Below are 14715 nucleotides of genomic sequence, written 5' to 3'. Positions count from 1 at the left end.
AGGGGCTGGCGCGGTGGAAGCGGCGCCGTGCCGTACCCCCGGCGGGGCGCCGCGTCGGCCGGTGGCGAGGGTACGCGGCGCGCCACCTCCCGGCCACCGCCTCCTCCCCGCCGCCCCGCGCCGAAGACGCCACGGGCACGGCGAAGGGCCGTGCCCCCGGTGCCGGGGACACGGCCCTGAACGGCTGTGCCGTGACCGGCCGCTTACTTGCGGATCAGGCTGCGCAGCACGTACTGCATGATGCCGCCGTTGCGGTAGTAGTCGGCCTCACCGGGGGTGTCGATGCGGACGACCGCGTCGAACTCGACACCGGTGTCGGTGGTGACCTTGACCGTGCGCGGCGTACGGCCCTCGTTCAGCTCGGTGACGCCGGAGATCGAGAAGGTCTCCTCACCGGTCAGGCCGAGGGACTGGGCCGAGGCGCCCTCCGGGAACTGGAGCGGGAGCACGCCCATGCCGATGAGGTTCGAGCGGTGGATGCGCTCGTAGGACTCGGCGATGACGGCCTTGACGCCGAGCAGCGCGGTGCCCTTGGCCGCCCAGTCGCGGGACGAACCGGAGCCGTACTCCTTGCCGGCCAGGACGACCAGCGGGATGCCGGCGGCCTGGTAGTTCTGCGAGGCGTCGTAGATGAAGGCGACCGGGCCGCCCTCCTGCGTGAAGTCACGCGTGTAGCCGCCCTCGGTGCCCGGCGCGATCTGGTTGCGCAGGCGGATGTTGGCGAACGTACCGCGGATCATGACCTCGTGGTTGCCGCGGCGGGAGCCGTAGCTGTTGAAGTCGCGGCGCTCGACGCCGTGCTCCGTGAGGTACTTGCCGGCCGGGGTGTCGGCCTTGATGGCACCGGCCGGGGAGATGTGGTCGGTGGTGACCGAGTCGCCCAGCTTGGCGAGGACGCGGGCGCCGGAGATGTCCTCGACCGCGGCCGGCTCCATGCCCATGCCCTCGAAGTACGGGGGCTTGCGGACGTAGGTGGACTCCGGGTCCCACTCGAAGGTGTCACCCGTCGGGACCGGCAGCGACTGCCACTGGGCGTCGCCGGCGAAGACGTCCTCGTAGGACTTGGCGAACATGTCCTCGCCGATGGCGTTGGCGACGACCTCGTTGACCTCGGCCTCGGTGGGCCAGATGTCCTTCAGGTAGACCGGGTTGCCGTCCTGGTCGGTGCCGAGGGCGTCACGGGTGATGTCCACCTTCATGGAGCCCGCGATGGCGTAGGCGACGACCAGCGGCGGGGACGCCAGGTAGTTCATCTTGACGTCGGGGTTGATGCGGCCCTCGAAGTTCCGGTTGCCGGAGAGGACCGAGGTGACCGCGAGGTCGTGGTCGTTGACGGCCTTGGAGACCTCCTCCGGCAGCGGGCCGGAGTTGCCGATGCAGGTGGTGCAGCCGTAGCCGACGAGGTTGAAGCCCAGCTTGTCCAGGTACGGGGTGAGGCCGGCCTTCTCGAAGTAGTCGGTGACGACCTTCGAACCCGGGGCGAGGGTGGACTTGACCCACGGCTTGCGGGTGAGGCCCTTCTCCACCGCCTTCTTGGCGACCAGGGCGGCGCCGATCATGACGTACGGGTTGGAGGTGTTGGTGCAGGAGGTGATGGCCGCGACCGTCACCGCACCGTGGTCCAGCTCGTAGGTGGTGCCGTCGGCGGCGGTCACCGGGACCGGGTTGCTCGGGAAGCCGTTCGGGGCGACGGCCGGGGCGTCGGAGGCCGGGAAGGACTCCTTGCCCGCCTCGTCGACGTCGTCGACGTAGTTGCGGACGTCCAGCTTGAACTGCTCGGCGGCGTTCGCGAGGACGATGCGGTCCTGCGGGCGCTTCGGACCGGCGATGGACGGGACGACGGTGGAGAGGTCCAGCTCCAGCTTCTCGGAGAAGTCGGGCTCGGCGGCCGGGTCCAGCCAGAGGCCCTGCTCCTTGGCGTAGGCCTCCACCAGGGCGACCTGCTGCGCGGAGCGGCCGGTCAGGCGCAGGTAGTTCAGGGTCTCGTCGTCGATCGGGAAGATCGCGGCGGTGGAGCCGAACTCCGGCGACATGTTGCCGATGGTGGCGCGGTTGGCGAGCGAGGTGGCGGCCACGCCCTCGCCGTAGAACTCGACGAACTTTCCGACGACGCCGTGCTTGCGCAGCATCTCGGTGATGGTGAGCACGAGGTCGGTGGCGGTGGTGCCGGGCTGGAGCTCACCGGTGAGCTTGAAGCCGACGACGCGCGGGATCAGCATGGAGACCGGCTGGCCGAGCATGGCGGCCTCGGCCTCGATGCCGCCGACGCCCCAGCCGAGGACGCCGAGGCCGTTGACCATGGTGGTGTGCGAGTCGGTGCCGACCAGGGTGTCCGGGTAGGCCTTGCCGTCACGCACCATGACCACGCGGGCGAGGTGCTCGATGTTCACCTGGTGGACGATGCCGGTGCCCGGCGGGACGACCTTGAACTCGTCGAAGGCGGTCTGGCCCCAGCGCAGGAACTGGTAGCGCTCCTTGTTGCGGCCGTACTCCAGCTCGACGTTCTGCTTGAAGGCGTCGTTCGTGCCGAACTTGTCGGCGATGACGGAGTGGTCGATGACCAGCTCGGCCGGCGCCAGCGGGTTGATCTTGGCCGGGTCGCCGCCCAGCTCCTTCACGGCCTCACGCATCGTGGCGAGGTCCACGACACAGGGCACGCCGGTGAAGTCCTGCATGATCACGCGGGCCGGCGTGAACTGGATCTCCTGGGAGGGCTGGGCCTGGGAGTCCCAGGTGCCGAGGGCACGGATGTGGTCGGCGGTGATGTTCGCGCCGTCCTCCGTGCGGAGCAGGTTCTCCAGCAGGACCTTGAGGCTGTACGGCAGGCGGGCCGAGCCCTCCACCTTGTCCAGCCGGAAGATCTCGTACGACTCGTCGCCCACCTGCAGCGTGCTGCGGGCGTCGAAGCTGTTCGCCGACACGACAGTCTCCTTCATTGATGTGCGCGTACCACCGTCAATCGTGCCGCCACGCCGGCTTGGCCGAACCAGTAAGGTCAGGCTAAGTCAGGCATGCCTTACCAGAGTGGCGACCACGGTGCGCCTCGGCAGATATCTCGATGTCGAGATAACTCTAGTACATGGGCGCGGCTCGGTCATGCCCGACCCGACCCCGGGGTGCCCGCACGCCACCCGCCGCACCGCGATCGCGGACCGTGCGATCGCGGACCGTGCGAGCGCGGACCGTGCGATTGCGGCCCCTCCCGGCCGGCGAGCCCACGCCGACCGGGGCACACACCCCGCGACCGCCATCCGCACCGACGCCCATCCGGACCGATCCCCATCCGCGCCCAGCCCCGTCCGCGCCGAGCCTCACCCGGGCCGCCCCCCATCCGCTCCGAGCCCCCTCCGCTCCGACCCTCACCCGGGCCGACCCCCTCCGCTCCGACCCCCACCCGGGCCGACTCCATTTATGGCGGCGTCCATCCAGGCCGTCGTCCACTTGGGCGGCATTGTCGGATTTATCCAGATCTTTCCGGGTACACAGCATGCGTTCAGCCAACCGGTCCTGACAGTCCGTCACTGTCGTCACCCGAATGGACCCCCCGACAGGCGCCATCTCATATCTGAGATAGCCTCAACCTCATGTCAGACGACTACCTCGTACGCATCGGCAAGCTCATCCGTGACGCCCGGCAACACCGGGGCTGGACACAGGCGCAGCTCGCGGAGGCGCTCGGCACCAGCCAGAGCGCCGTCAATCGCATCGAGCGCGGCAACCAGAACATCAGCCTTGAGATGATCGCCCGAATCGGCGAAGCCCTGGACAGCGAGATCGTGTCGCTGGGCTACGCGGGTCCGATGCATCTGCGCGTGGTCGGGGGCCGCCGTCTGTCGGGCGCCATCGACGTCAAGACCAGCAAGAACGCGTGCGTGGCGCTGCTGTGCGCCTCGCTGCTGAACAAGGGGCGCACGGTACTGCGCCGGGTGGCGCGGATCGAGGAGGTGTACCGCCTGCTGGAGGTGCTCAACTCCATCGGCGTGCGCACCCGCTGGATCAACGACGGCGTCGACCTCGAACTCGTCCCGCCCGCCGAGCTGGACATGGACGCGATCGACGCGGAGGCCGCCGTCCGCACCCGCTCGATCATCATGTTCCTGGGCCCCCTGCTGCACCGCATGGACGGCTTCAAGCTGCCGTACGCCGGCGGCTGCGACCTGGGGACGCGGACCATCGAGCCGCACATGATCGCGCTGCGCCGGTTCGGCCTGGACGTCGCGGCCACCGAGGGCCAGTACCACGCCCGGGTGGACCGCTCGGTACGCCCCGACCGCCCGATCGTCCTGACCGAGCGCGGCGACACCGTGACCGAGAACGCGCTCCTCGCGGCCGCCCGGCACGACGGCGTCACGGTCATCCGCAACGCCTCCTCCAACTACATGGTCCAGGACCTCTGTTTCTTCCTGGAGGCGCTGGGCGTCAAGGTGGAGGGCATCGGCACCACCACGCTCACCGTGCACGGTGTGCCGAACATCGACGTGGACGTCGACTACTCCCCCTCCGAGGACCCGGTCGAGGCGATGAGCCTGCTGGCCGCCGCCGTCGTCACCGAGTCTGAGCTGACGGTGCGCCGGGTGCCCATCGAGTTCCTGGAGATCGAGCTGGCGGTCCTGGAGGAGATGGGCCTCGACCACGACCGGTCCCCGGAGTACTCCGCGGACAACGGCCGCACCCGCCTGGTCGACCTCACGGTCCGCCCCTCCAAGCTGGAGGCGCCGATCGACAAGATCCACCCGATGCCGTTCCCCGGCCTGAACATCGACAACGTCCCGTTCTTCGCGGCCATCGCCGCGTCGGCACAGGGTCAGACCCTCATCCATGACTGGGTGTACGACAACCGGGCGATCTACCTGACCGACCTCAACCGCCTCGGCGGACGGCTCCAGTTGCTGGACCCCCACCGGGTGCTGGTCGAGGGCCCGACCCGCTGGCGCGCCGCCGAGATGATGTGCCCGCCGGCCCTGCGTCCCGCGGTGGTCGTCCTGCTGGCGATGATGGCGGCCGAGGGCACGTCGGTGCTGCGCAACGTGTACGTCATCAACCGCGGCTACGAGGACCTGGCGGAGCGGCTGAACTCGATCGGGGCACAGATCGAGATCTTCCGGGACATCTGAGAGCTCCGAGAAGGCAGCGCGAACCCCTCCTGACCTGAACGAACGCGCGGCCGGGAGGGGCCTCGTGAAGGACAGGCGCGTCACCCATGAGGCCGGTGCAGACCGGTTGGACCGAACGAGGTGTCGCGCATGGCTCCGGCCTGGGGAAGACCCGGCGGATGGCCGAGCGTACCTTTGCGGCCTTCGCAGCCTTTGCGTGGCCCCACCAGTTCAACGCCTGCGCATCGTCCCGGAAGGATCAGTAGGGTCGTTGGCGTGCGTGATGTACGGGTGGTTCTGATCGGCGGCACGTCGAACGTCGGGAAGTCGACCGTTGCCCAAGTGGTGGCCCGCAAGCTCGGGTTCGAGTGCCTGAGCACCGACAAGCTGGCCCGGCACCCTGGGCGACCTTGGAGAACCCCGGAGTGGGAGGTGCCGGCGCATGTCGCCGAGCACTACAGATCACTGACGGTTGACGAACTGATCGCGTCTGTCCTCGGCCACTACGAACGACTGTGGCCCCGCATCGAAGAGCTGATCGCGGCCCATGCGGCCGAGGACCCCGGCAGCAAGGGCCTGGTCCTGGAGGGATCGGCACTCTGGCCCGTCCGCGTGGCGAGGCTGCGGGTTCCGCGCACGGCCGCCGTGTGGCTCACCGCCGACGGCACCGTGGTACACGCCCGCGTTCACGCGGCAGGCTGCTATGAAGCAGCCACGGACGAGGAACGAGTCCTGATGGACAAGTTCCTGGCCCGCACTGACCGCTACCAGAGACTCATGATCGACGCCGTCGACAGGCTGGGCCTGGATCGCATCGACGCGGGTGGCGGACAGTCCGCCACAGAACTGGCTGACACCGTGCTCGCGGCAGCCGACGCGCAGACCGCGGTGGGACGGTCAGCCGGCGGTCGGTGACCACTCATGGTGGTTCACCTACGACACCTCCCGACGCCAAGCGCCCCACCAGCTCGTATGGGAACGATCGGATGGGGTGCGACAAGCCGGCGTGCCATTGGTCTGCAAACCCCAAGTCCCGGCGCCAAGTGCGTGCTTACTGGCACAGTGAGCGTCGTGCCCGTCAAGAACACCAAAGACCAGAAGCCCCTGCGGTATCCCGACGCCATCGACATACCTGTGCTCTTCCGTGACGGGCCAGGCGGACGGACCAGGAGTGAGTGGCGCCGCAGAAACCACGCCGCTTGGATCGGCACCGCCTTCCCCTCAAGTGACGGCTGGTATCTGCCCACTACGACGTGGCGGAACATCCTCCAGGCTGCGGTCAGCGTGGGACGTGATATCTCCCCCTGGCTCGATCGGCCGTACTACGCCGTGCGCGAGTTCGGGGCGCGAATCGCGCCCCTGAACGCGTACTTGGACCTACACGACGGGGACCGCCTGCACGAGTACAACGCCGGAAGGCGGCTGACCGCGAACGTCGTGCTGGAACACGGCACTGAAGCCAGCGCCTTCGGTGCCTTCAGTTACCGGCTGGGCATGACGCTCGCGGAATGGGCCTGCCGCTCGCTGATGGGTCTCGGCGAGACATGGCACATCGAGAACAGCTGGCCCCTGGACATCCAGGACCAGGCCGCCGGAACGAAGCCCGTCAAGGGGCAGAAAAACCTTCGGCCCGACCTGTGGGGCCGCCACCATCCCGAGGACCGTTACTGGCTGATCGAGGCCAAGGGCGGAGACATCACGCCCGGCAAGCTCGACCACGGCTGGAACCAGCTCCTCGGAGGATGCACGGTTCTCCATCCTCATGGCCTGGATCACCGTATCGTGCTCTGCGGCACTGCCCTCAAACGAGGAGTCGGTCCCAGGAACGACCTGTTCGTCATCATCCGTCATGACCACCACCTCGGAGCGCAGAGCGGCTCCCTCACCCCCACAGGCGGCACAGGCCCGTCCCCTCGTGAACCGCAATCGGCTGAGGAGGCTCTCGATGAGGACGACACCGGCAGCGCCCTGCTCGATGTCGCCCGCTCCCACATGCTCACCTACCTGGCCCTGCGTGCCCTGCATGACTCAGCTCTCTCCCGTCTCCAACTGGTGCCGGTGGCCCGGGACCGCGGTGAGCGACGTCCCGCAGCGGGACCGCTCACCCTCTTGGAGGACGACGAGGGCACCCGCGAACGACGTGCGGCCCTGGCCGGACGCGAAACGTCCCCGAACGACGCGAACGCCCGAGCGGTGGGACTGGACAGCTTCCTCACCGGCCGTATCCCGCACACGGAAGTCACCCTCGGCATCTCCCGGCAGCTCTATGCGGCCTGCGCCGAGCTCTTCCGGGCCGACCGGGAGATCGCCGAGCGCACCCCGGGGCTGCGTGCGGAACACCTTCCTGTCGACGCGGCGGAGGACGAACGAGAACGGTGGTCGACGGCCGCGCGCCGCGAGTACCGCGAGCGTCAGGAGGAAGCCAGGCCCCTCGTCCAACGCCGTCTCCGTGAAGTCTTCACGACCGCCCGTGACCAGCCGTGGGAGCACCGCCTGGCGGACACGCCGCGCTTCGCCCTCGCTCCGGCGGCTCTCGAAGCCACCACGCCCGAGACCTACCTGGCAGTCGAGGCGGACGATCTGTTCCGACCCTGACCGGCGCCCCTGGCCGCCATCGCCGCTGGGAGCGCCCTGGGACTTCGGGCTGCGCCAAAGGGCATGAACGCGGAGCAGTTGAAAGGCCATTGGCAGGGGTCAGCAAGCCGGAGCGACTCAACCCGGCAGGTCACGGGTCTGGCTGGTCCATGATCGGAGGGGCCTCCCGACTCAGGATGCTCAGTCCTTTACGCGAAGGCGCTGCCCGAGGCCGTCGGCGGGCACGCAGATCAACACGGTGCCGCCAGGGGCCGGCAGCGGCCGGTGGAGGCCGAGTCCTCCGTCCGGGAAGAGGACCGCGCCGGCGACGAGCGCCCCGGCCACGGCGAGCCTGCCCGCGCCTGCCGGCAGCCGGCTCCTGAGCGGCCCGCTCTCGATGTCCGCCTGGTCTGGTCCCGGCCGGTCCGCGAGGAGAACGGCGTCGATGACCACCAGGCTGCTCCGCTGTGCGCGCAACGCTGAGGGGAGTGCGCTTTCGGCCCGTCCTCCGCGCCGAGCGGCGTCGCCGCATCTGCCGAGCATGGCGCAAGCCGGTCTCTTCCGGGACTTCTGAACAGTTCGAGAGAGCATGCCTGTTGACGTCGTCAACAGAAAGATGTGATGCTCATCAACAGGTCAAGGTGTACGCTCTCACGGGACGTACCCACCTTGTGTGTGTCGGGTGAAGCGGGGAGGGCCAGTGGGCCAGGAGACGGTCGACGGACGGTTCCGGATCTCGGGGGTTCTGGGGCGCGGGAACATGGGCGAGGTGCACCGGGCCAGGGATCTCCAGGCCGCCGCGGACTCCCCGCATCAGGAGGTCGCGGTCAAGACCGTGCTGCGTGCCCGGACCGGGATCGCCGTCGACGCGTCGGGGCCGAGCAAGGAGATCGACCGTTTCCGCCGCGAAGTGCGGATCATGCGCATGCTCTCGCAGGGCCACCCCAACCTCACCCTGCTGATCGACGGTGGCGTGGACCGGACCCCGGGCGGCAGCGGCCTGCCCTACCTGGCCATGGAGCTGTTGGACGGCCATCCACTCGCGGACCTCATCGACGAGGAACCCCAGCTGCCCGTCTCCTGGGCCGCGGCCATCGGGGCGCAGATCGCCGCGGGTCTCGCCGCCGCGCACACCGCCGGGGTCGTCCACCGCGACCTGAAGCCGGCCAATGCGATGCTGACCCGCGACGGCACCGTCAAGATCCTCGACTTCGGCATGGGCTCCGTCGTCGACGATCCCGACCAGACGCGGCTGACCAGCACAGGGGTCAGCGTCGGCACGGCCCGGTACATGGCACCCGAGCAGTTCCGCGCCGAGCGGGTCTCGGCACCGGCCGACCTCTACGCGCTCGGCTGCATCCTGTACGAGCTGCTGATAGGACGGCCGCCCTTCTCCGCGAGAACCCCCTACGAGCTCTCCGAGCAGCACCAGAACGAGAAGCCGCCGCGGCTCACCCTGGTGCGCCCGGACCTGCCCGCCGAGCTGGTGCGGCTGGTGGAACGGCTCTTGGAGAAGGATGCCGAGAACCGGCCGGAGAACGCGGCGCTGGTCCGTGAGGCCCTGGTCCCGCTCGCGCTCGCACCGGACGACACGGCCGCCCTCCTGGCTCCGCACTGGCAGGTGATGGACCCGGTGGCACGGCTGCGCGCCCTGCTCCCGGAGCCTGCCCCGACCGCCCCCGCGCCCCCGCCACGCAGGGGGCCGCGCCTGCCCGAAGCGATGGATGTCTTCGGCATCCATGCCGACCTGATCAACGAGTACGAGAATTTCACCAAGAGCGCGACGGTGATCCGGGACGCCCGGATCGCCGGCTTCGTCGAGGACGACCTGCGGGCGAAGTCGCAGTGGCCCGACCCGTGGCTGTCGCTGAACCCGTTCTTCGCCGACGGCGGCCAGGTCACCGACCTCGTGCGGGACGGAGTGCTGCACCCGAAGTGCGCGGAGATCTTCCAGGCCGGCAAGAAGGAGACCTCTGCGCGCCCTGACGGCCGCCCGCTGACCTTCCACCTGCACCAGCGGCAGGCGATCGAGGCCGCGCAGGCGGGCGACTCCTACGTGCTCACCACGGGCACCGGTTCGGGTAAATCGCTGTCGTACATCGTCCCGATCGTGGACCACGTGCTGAAGGAGCGTCAGGCGGCGGGTCCGGACGCGGGCGGCCGGGTGCGCGCGATCGTCGTCTACCCGATGAACGCGCTGGCCAACTCGCAGCTCGGAGAGCTGGAGAAGTATCTGCGCCACGGTTTCGGGAAGGGCCGCGAGCCGGTCACCTTCGCCCGCTACACCGGCCAGGAGTCCGACGAGGACCGCCGGCAACTGCGCAAGAACCCGCCGGACATCCTGCTGACCAACTACGTCATGCTGGAACTGATGCTGACCCGGCCGGACGACCGGTCCAGCCTGATCCGCATGGCCGAGGGGCTCCAGTTCCTCGTCTTCGACGAGCTGCACACCTACCGGGGCCGGCAGGGCGCGGACGTGGCGTTCCTGATCCGCCGGGTACGAGAGGCCTGCCGCGCGTCCGCGACCCTCCAGTGCATCGGCACCTCGGCGACCATGTCCACCGAGGGGTCGTGGGAGGACCAGCAGCGTGAGGTGGCCCGGGTGGCCGGCCGCCTCTTCGGTACGACGGTGCTGCCTAAGCGGGTCATCGGCGAGACCCTGGTCCGGGCGACCGAGGAGGCCCCCGAGTCCGTGCCCGCCGAGCGGCTGCGGGTGCCGGCGGCGCCCCGCTCGTACGAGGCGCTGACGAAGGATCCCCTGGCCCGCTGGGTGGAATCCCGGTTCGGTCTGGAGCGCGAGGAGGGCACCGGGCGGCTGCGTCGTTGCGCACCGGGCACCGTGGAGGAGGCGGCGGCCGAGCTCGCCGCGCAGTCCGGAGTGTCCGAGGAGAGCGCGCGCGAGGCGATCCGCACGACCCTGGAGGCGGGCGCGCAGGCCAAGCATCCGGTCACGGAGCGGCCGCTGTTCGCCTTCCGGCTGCACCAGTTCCTCTCCAAGGGCGACACCGTCTACACGACGCTCGAAGATCCACTCACCCGGCCGCTCACCCGCACCTACCAGCTGGAGCAGCCGGACAGCGACGGCAAGCCCCTGTTCCCGCTGGCGTTCTGCCGGGAGTGCGGCCAGGAGTACCTGACCGTGTGGCGCACCGAGGACGGCGGAGCCTTCCGGTACGAGCCGCGCCGGGACACCTCGGCCTCCGGGGGCCGCGCGGGCGAGGGCTACCTGTACCTGGGCATGCCCGGCGAGGACTACGAGTGGCCGGCCGACCCGCAGAAGGCCGTGGACGACCGGCGGCTGCCGGAGTCCTGGCTGGAGACGGACGCGCAGGGCGTGAGCGTCGTCAAGAAGTCCTACCGGCCACGGCTGCCCAAGCGGGTCGTCGTGGACGCCTACGGGAACGAGTCGGGCGAGGGGCTGGTGGCGGCGTTCGTCCCGGCGCCGTTCCTGTTCTGTGTGCACTGTCAGGTCTCCTACGAGCAGACCCGCGGCCGGGACTTCGCCAAGCTGGCGACTCTCGACCAGGAGGGGCGCTCCTCGGCCGCCTCGCTGATCTCCGCGTCGATCGTGAAGTCCCTGCGGGCGGTACCGGAGGAGAGCCTGAGCAAGGAAGCGCGCAAGCTCCTCACCTTCGTGGACAACCGGCAGGACGCCTCGCTCCAGGCCGGGCACTTCAACGACTTCGCCCAGGTGACCCAGTTGCGCGGCGCCCTCTACCAGGCCGCGCTGCGGGCGGGCGAGGAGGGACTGCGCCACGACGACCTGGCCGAGGCGGTCACCGAGGTCATGGGCCTCTCGCCCCGCGAGTACGCGTCCGGCACCGACCTGCCGCCCTCCATGGAGCGGCGGGCGACGAAGGCCTTCCGGGACGTCGTCGGCTATCGCCTCTACCGCGACCTGGAGCGGGGCTGGCGCATCACCATGCCGAACCTGGAGCAGACGGGTCTGCTGCGGATCGACTACGAGGACCTGCACTGGATCGCCGCCCGCGCCGAGCGCTGGCAGTCCACGCACGCCGTGCTGCGCGACGCCGACCCGGCCCTGCGCGAGGAGGTGGCCCGTACCCTGCTCGACTACATGCGGCGTGAACTCGCCATCGACGTGCAGTACTTCCGCGACGACTTCGACACCCTGCAGCGGGCGAGCGAGGAGCGCCTCACCGGGCCGTGGGTGCTGAGCGAGAGCGACCGCCCGACCGTCGGAACCGTCTACCCGTACGGCTCGCGGCCCGGCATGGAGCGCTCCGCGAAGTTCCTGTCGGCGCGCGGCAAGTTCGGCAAGTACCTGCGGCGGAACATGCCGGAGCTGCGCGAGCCCTCCGCCTCCCTGGACGACGTCCAAGCCGTCATCGAGGACCTGTTGAAGGTGCTGCACACGGCGGAGCTGGTGCGCGAGGTCGAAGCGACCCCGGAGCACTCCGGCCCGGCCTACCGCCGCCGCGCGGCGGAGAAGCGCACCGGGTACCGGGTGTCGGCCGCCGCCCTGATCTGGCGGGCCGGGGACGGGGAGCGGGGCGCGGTCGACCCGCTGGCGCGCACCTACAACAGTGGTGAAGGCCCGCGCGTCAACCCCTTCTTCCGCGACCTGTACCGCACCGCGGCCGCTGAACTGGCCGGCCTCTACGCGCGGGAGCACACCGCGCAGGTCACCCCCGAGGACCGGCTGGAGCGCGAGCGGCAGTTCCGCGACGCCGAACTGCCCCTGCTGTACTGCTCGCCGACGATGGAACTGGGCGTGGACATCTCCTCGCTCAACGCGGTACTGATGCGCAACGTGCCACCGACCCCGGCGAACTACGCGCAGCGCTCGGGCCGGGCCGGCCGCTCCGGTCAGCCCGCGCTGGTGACGACGTACTGTGCGACCGGCAACAGCCATGACCAGTACTACTTCCGCCGGTCCCAGGACATGGTGTCGGGACAGGTGGCCCCGCCGCGCCTGGATCTGGCCAACGAGGATCTTGTCCGCTCGCACCTGCAGGGCATCTGGCTGGCGGAGACCGGGATGAAGCTCGGCACCGCGATCCCCGAGGTCGTCGACGTCGCCTACGACCCCGACGGCAGCGACCGCCCCGATCCGCAGATGCCGCTGCCGCTGCGGCACGACATCCTCGGCAAGTCGCTGGACGAGGACGCCCGCAGGCGTGCGGCCGTCACCGCCCGTACCGTCCTCGCCCCGCTGATCGCGGACTTCGAGTCGACCACCTGGTGGTACGACGAGTGGATCGAGGACCGCGTCGAGCGGGCCCCGCAGGAGTTCGACGCCGCCTTCGACCGGTGGCGCGAGCTGTTCCGGGCGGCCGTCATCGACCAGTACGAGCAGAACAAGCGCGTCGTCGACCACACCCTCACCCCCGGCGAGCAGAGCCGGGCGCGCAGTCGTCGGCGGGAGGCCGAGACGCAGACCAACCTGCTGCTGAACCGGTCCGTCGACAGCAAGTCGGTGATGAGCGACTTCAACCCGTACCGCTACCTGGCGTCGGAGGGCTTCCTGCCGGGCTACAGCTTCCCGCGGCTGCCGCTGGCCGCGTACATCCCGCGCTCCGGCAACCGCCGCAACGCCGACGGCGACTACCTCCAGCGTCCCCGGTTCCTCGCGATCCGCGAGTTCGGCCCCGGCGCGCTCATCTATCACGAGGGTGCCCGCTATCAGGTCACCCGGGTGCAGCTGCCGCCGGACGCCTCGGGGGAGCTGGCGACGGCGGAGGCCCGCCGCTGCGACGGCTGCGGCTACCACTACGCCGTCAAGCCCGGCTCCGACACGTGCACGATGTGCGGTGAGGAGCTGCGCGGCAAGCGCACCGGCCTGCTCCACCTGCACACCGTGTACACCACCCCGCGCGAGCGGATCTCCTCCGACGAGGAGGAGCGTCGCCGGGCCGGCTTCCGCCTGGAGACCTCGTACGCGTTCCAGGACCACGGTGCCCGCAAGGGACGGCTGACCTCGCATGTCACCGACGCCGACGGTTCGCCCGTCCTCGACCTGGACTACGGCGACTCCGCCACCGTGCGGATCACCAACCTCGGCCGCGTCCGCGCCAAGGAAGGGGAGCCGGACGGCTACTGGCTGGACCTGGGCGACGGCCGCTGGCTCAACGACCGGGCCGCGGCCGACGCCATCGAGGGCACCGGCATGCCGGTGGTCGACGAGGACGGCAACGAGAAGCGCCGCAAGAAGCGGGTCCTGCCCTTCGTGGAGGACCGCCGCAACATCCTCGTGGTCACCCTGGAGGAGCCGCTGCCCGAGCCCGTGGCCCTGTCGTTCCTGTACGCGCTGGAGCGGGGCATCGAGGCGGCGTTCGAGCTGGAGGACTCCGAGCTGACCGCGGAGCTGCTGCCGCCGGACGACGGCCCGCGCCGCCGCATGCTGTTCACGGAGGCCGCCGAGGGCGGCGCCGGTGTGCTGCGCCGGATCCAGCACGACAAGGACGCCCTCGCCGAGGCCGCCCGGACCGCGCTGGAGATCTGCCACTTCGACCCGGACACCGGCGAGGACGAGGGCGGTCCGGAGAGCGGCGAGAAGTGCGCCCGCGGCTGCTACGCCTGCCTGCTGACGTACGCCAACCAGACGCACCACCGCCAGCTGAGCCGGCACGCCGCCCGCCCGCTGCTGGTCCGGCTGGCCCAGGCCCGGACCCAGCGGGAGGACCGCGGCGAGTCCCGCAGCGAGCGCTTCCGCAGGCTCGCCCCGGCGGCCACGTCCCAGAACATCTCGCCGACCCCGACCCCGGTGGAGACCGATCTGGCGGCCCTCGTCGCCGACGGCGATCTGCTCGGCTGGCTGAAGGCCAAGGGCTACCGGCTGCCGGACGAGGTCAACGCCTTCGTCGACGGCGCCGGGGCGCGCCCCGACCTCGTGTTCCGCCTGGACGGCGCCAGCCTCGCGGTGTTCGTCGACGTCCCCGGCCGCACGCCCGACTCCACCCGCGACGTCGAGGCCGGCTACCGGCTGGAGGACATCGGCTGGGACGTCCTGCGGTTCCCCACGGACGCGGACTGGGACACCATCGTCGAGCACAACGCCGCCTACTTCCGCCTGCGCTGACCG

The 14715-nt window shown here is 70.2% G+C and carries 6 protein-coding genes; 4 read left to right on the top strand and 2 right to left on the bottom strand.

The genetic code is table 11. The features are described from left to right. Positions 1-203: 203 nt before the first annotated feature. Positions 204-2921: an aconitate hydratase AcnA gene (gene acnA / locus ACH4LD_RS05545; RefSeq protein ID WP_398054406.1), complete on the bottom strand. Its 2718-nt coding sequence runs from the start codon at positions 2919-2921 to the stop codon at positions 204-206. Positions 2922-3584: 663 nt separating this feature from the next. On the opposite strand from acnA, the gene ACH4LD_RS05540 reads away from it, so the two are divergent. The 3 genes from ACH4LD_RS05540 to ACH4LD_RS05530 all read left to right on the top strand — a co-directional run bounded on the left by ACH4LD_RS05540 (position 3585) and on the right by ACH4LD_RS05530 (position 7688). Next, the gene (locus ACH4LD_RS05540) at positions 3585-5114 is read left to right on the top strand and encodes a helix-turn-helix domain-containing protein (protein ID WP_398054407.1); all 1530 of its coding nucleotides are present in this window, start codon (positions 3585-3587) and stop codon (positions 5112-5114) included. A 270-nt stretch (positions 5115-5384) separates the two neighbouring features. Continuing rightward, a complete protein-coding gene (locus tag ACH4LD_RS05535) occupies positions 5385-6008 on the top strand; it encodes a hypothetical protein (protein WP_398106155.1) in 624 nt (207 codons plus the stop codon). A gap of 57 nt (positions 6009-6065) precedes the next feature. Further along, on the top strand, positions 6066-7688 hold the full coding sequence (locus tag ACH4LD_RS05530; RefSeq protein WP_398054409.1) for a gamma-glutamyltransferase: 1623 nt from the start codon (positions 6066-6068) through the stop codon (positions 7686-7688). A gap of 180 nt (positions 7689-7868) precedes the next feature. On the opposite strand, the gene ACH4LD_RS05525 is transcribed toward ACH4LD_RS05530, so the two are convergent. Beyond that, positions 7869-8120 carry a hypothetical protein gene (locus tag ACH4LD_RS05525; RefSeq protein ID WP_398054410.1) on the bottom strand — a complete coding sequence of 84 codons (252 nt, stop codon included), beginning with the start codon at positions 8118-8120 and terminating at the stop codon, positions 7869-7871. A 247-nt stretch (positions 8121-8367) separates the two neighbouring features. Here ACH4LD_RS05525 and ACH4LD_RS05520 point away from each other — a divergent pair, with 247 nt between their 5' ends. Further along, positions 8368-14712, top strand: coding sequence for a protein kinase (locus ACH4LD_RS05520; protein WP_398054411.1), 6345 nt, complete (start codon positions 8368-8370; stop codon positions 14710-14712). Positions 14713-14715: the final 3 nt, after the last annotated feature.

Source organism: Streptomyces sp. NPDC017676 (genome assembly GCF_044329325.1).
Lineage (GTDB): Bacteria > Actinomycetota > Actinomycetes > Streptomycetales > Streptomycetaceae > Streptomyces.
Note: the sequence above shows the minus strand (reverse complement) of the source record. Positions and strands in the feature narration are given on the sequence as shown.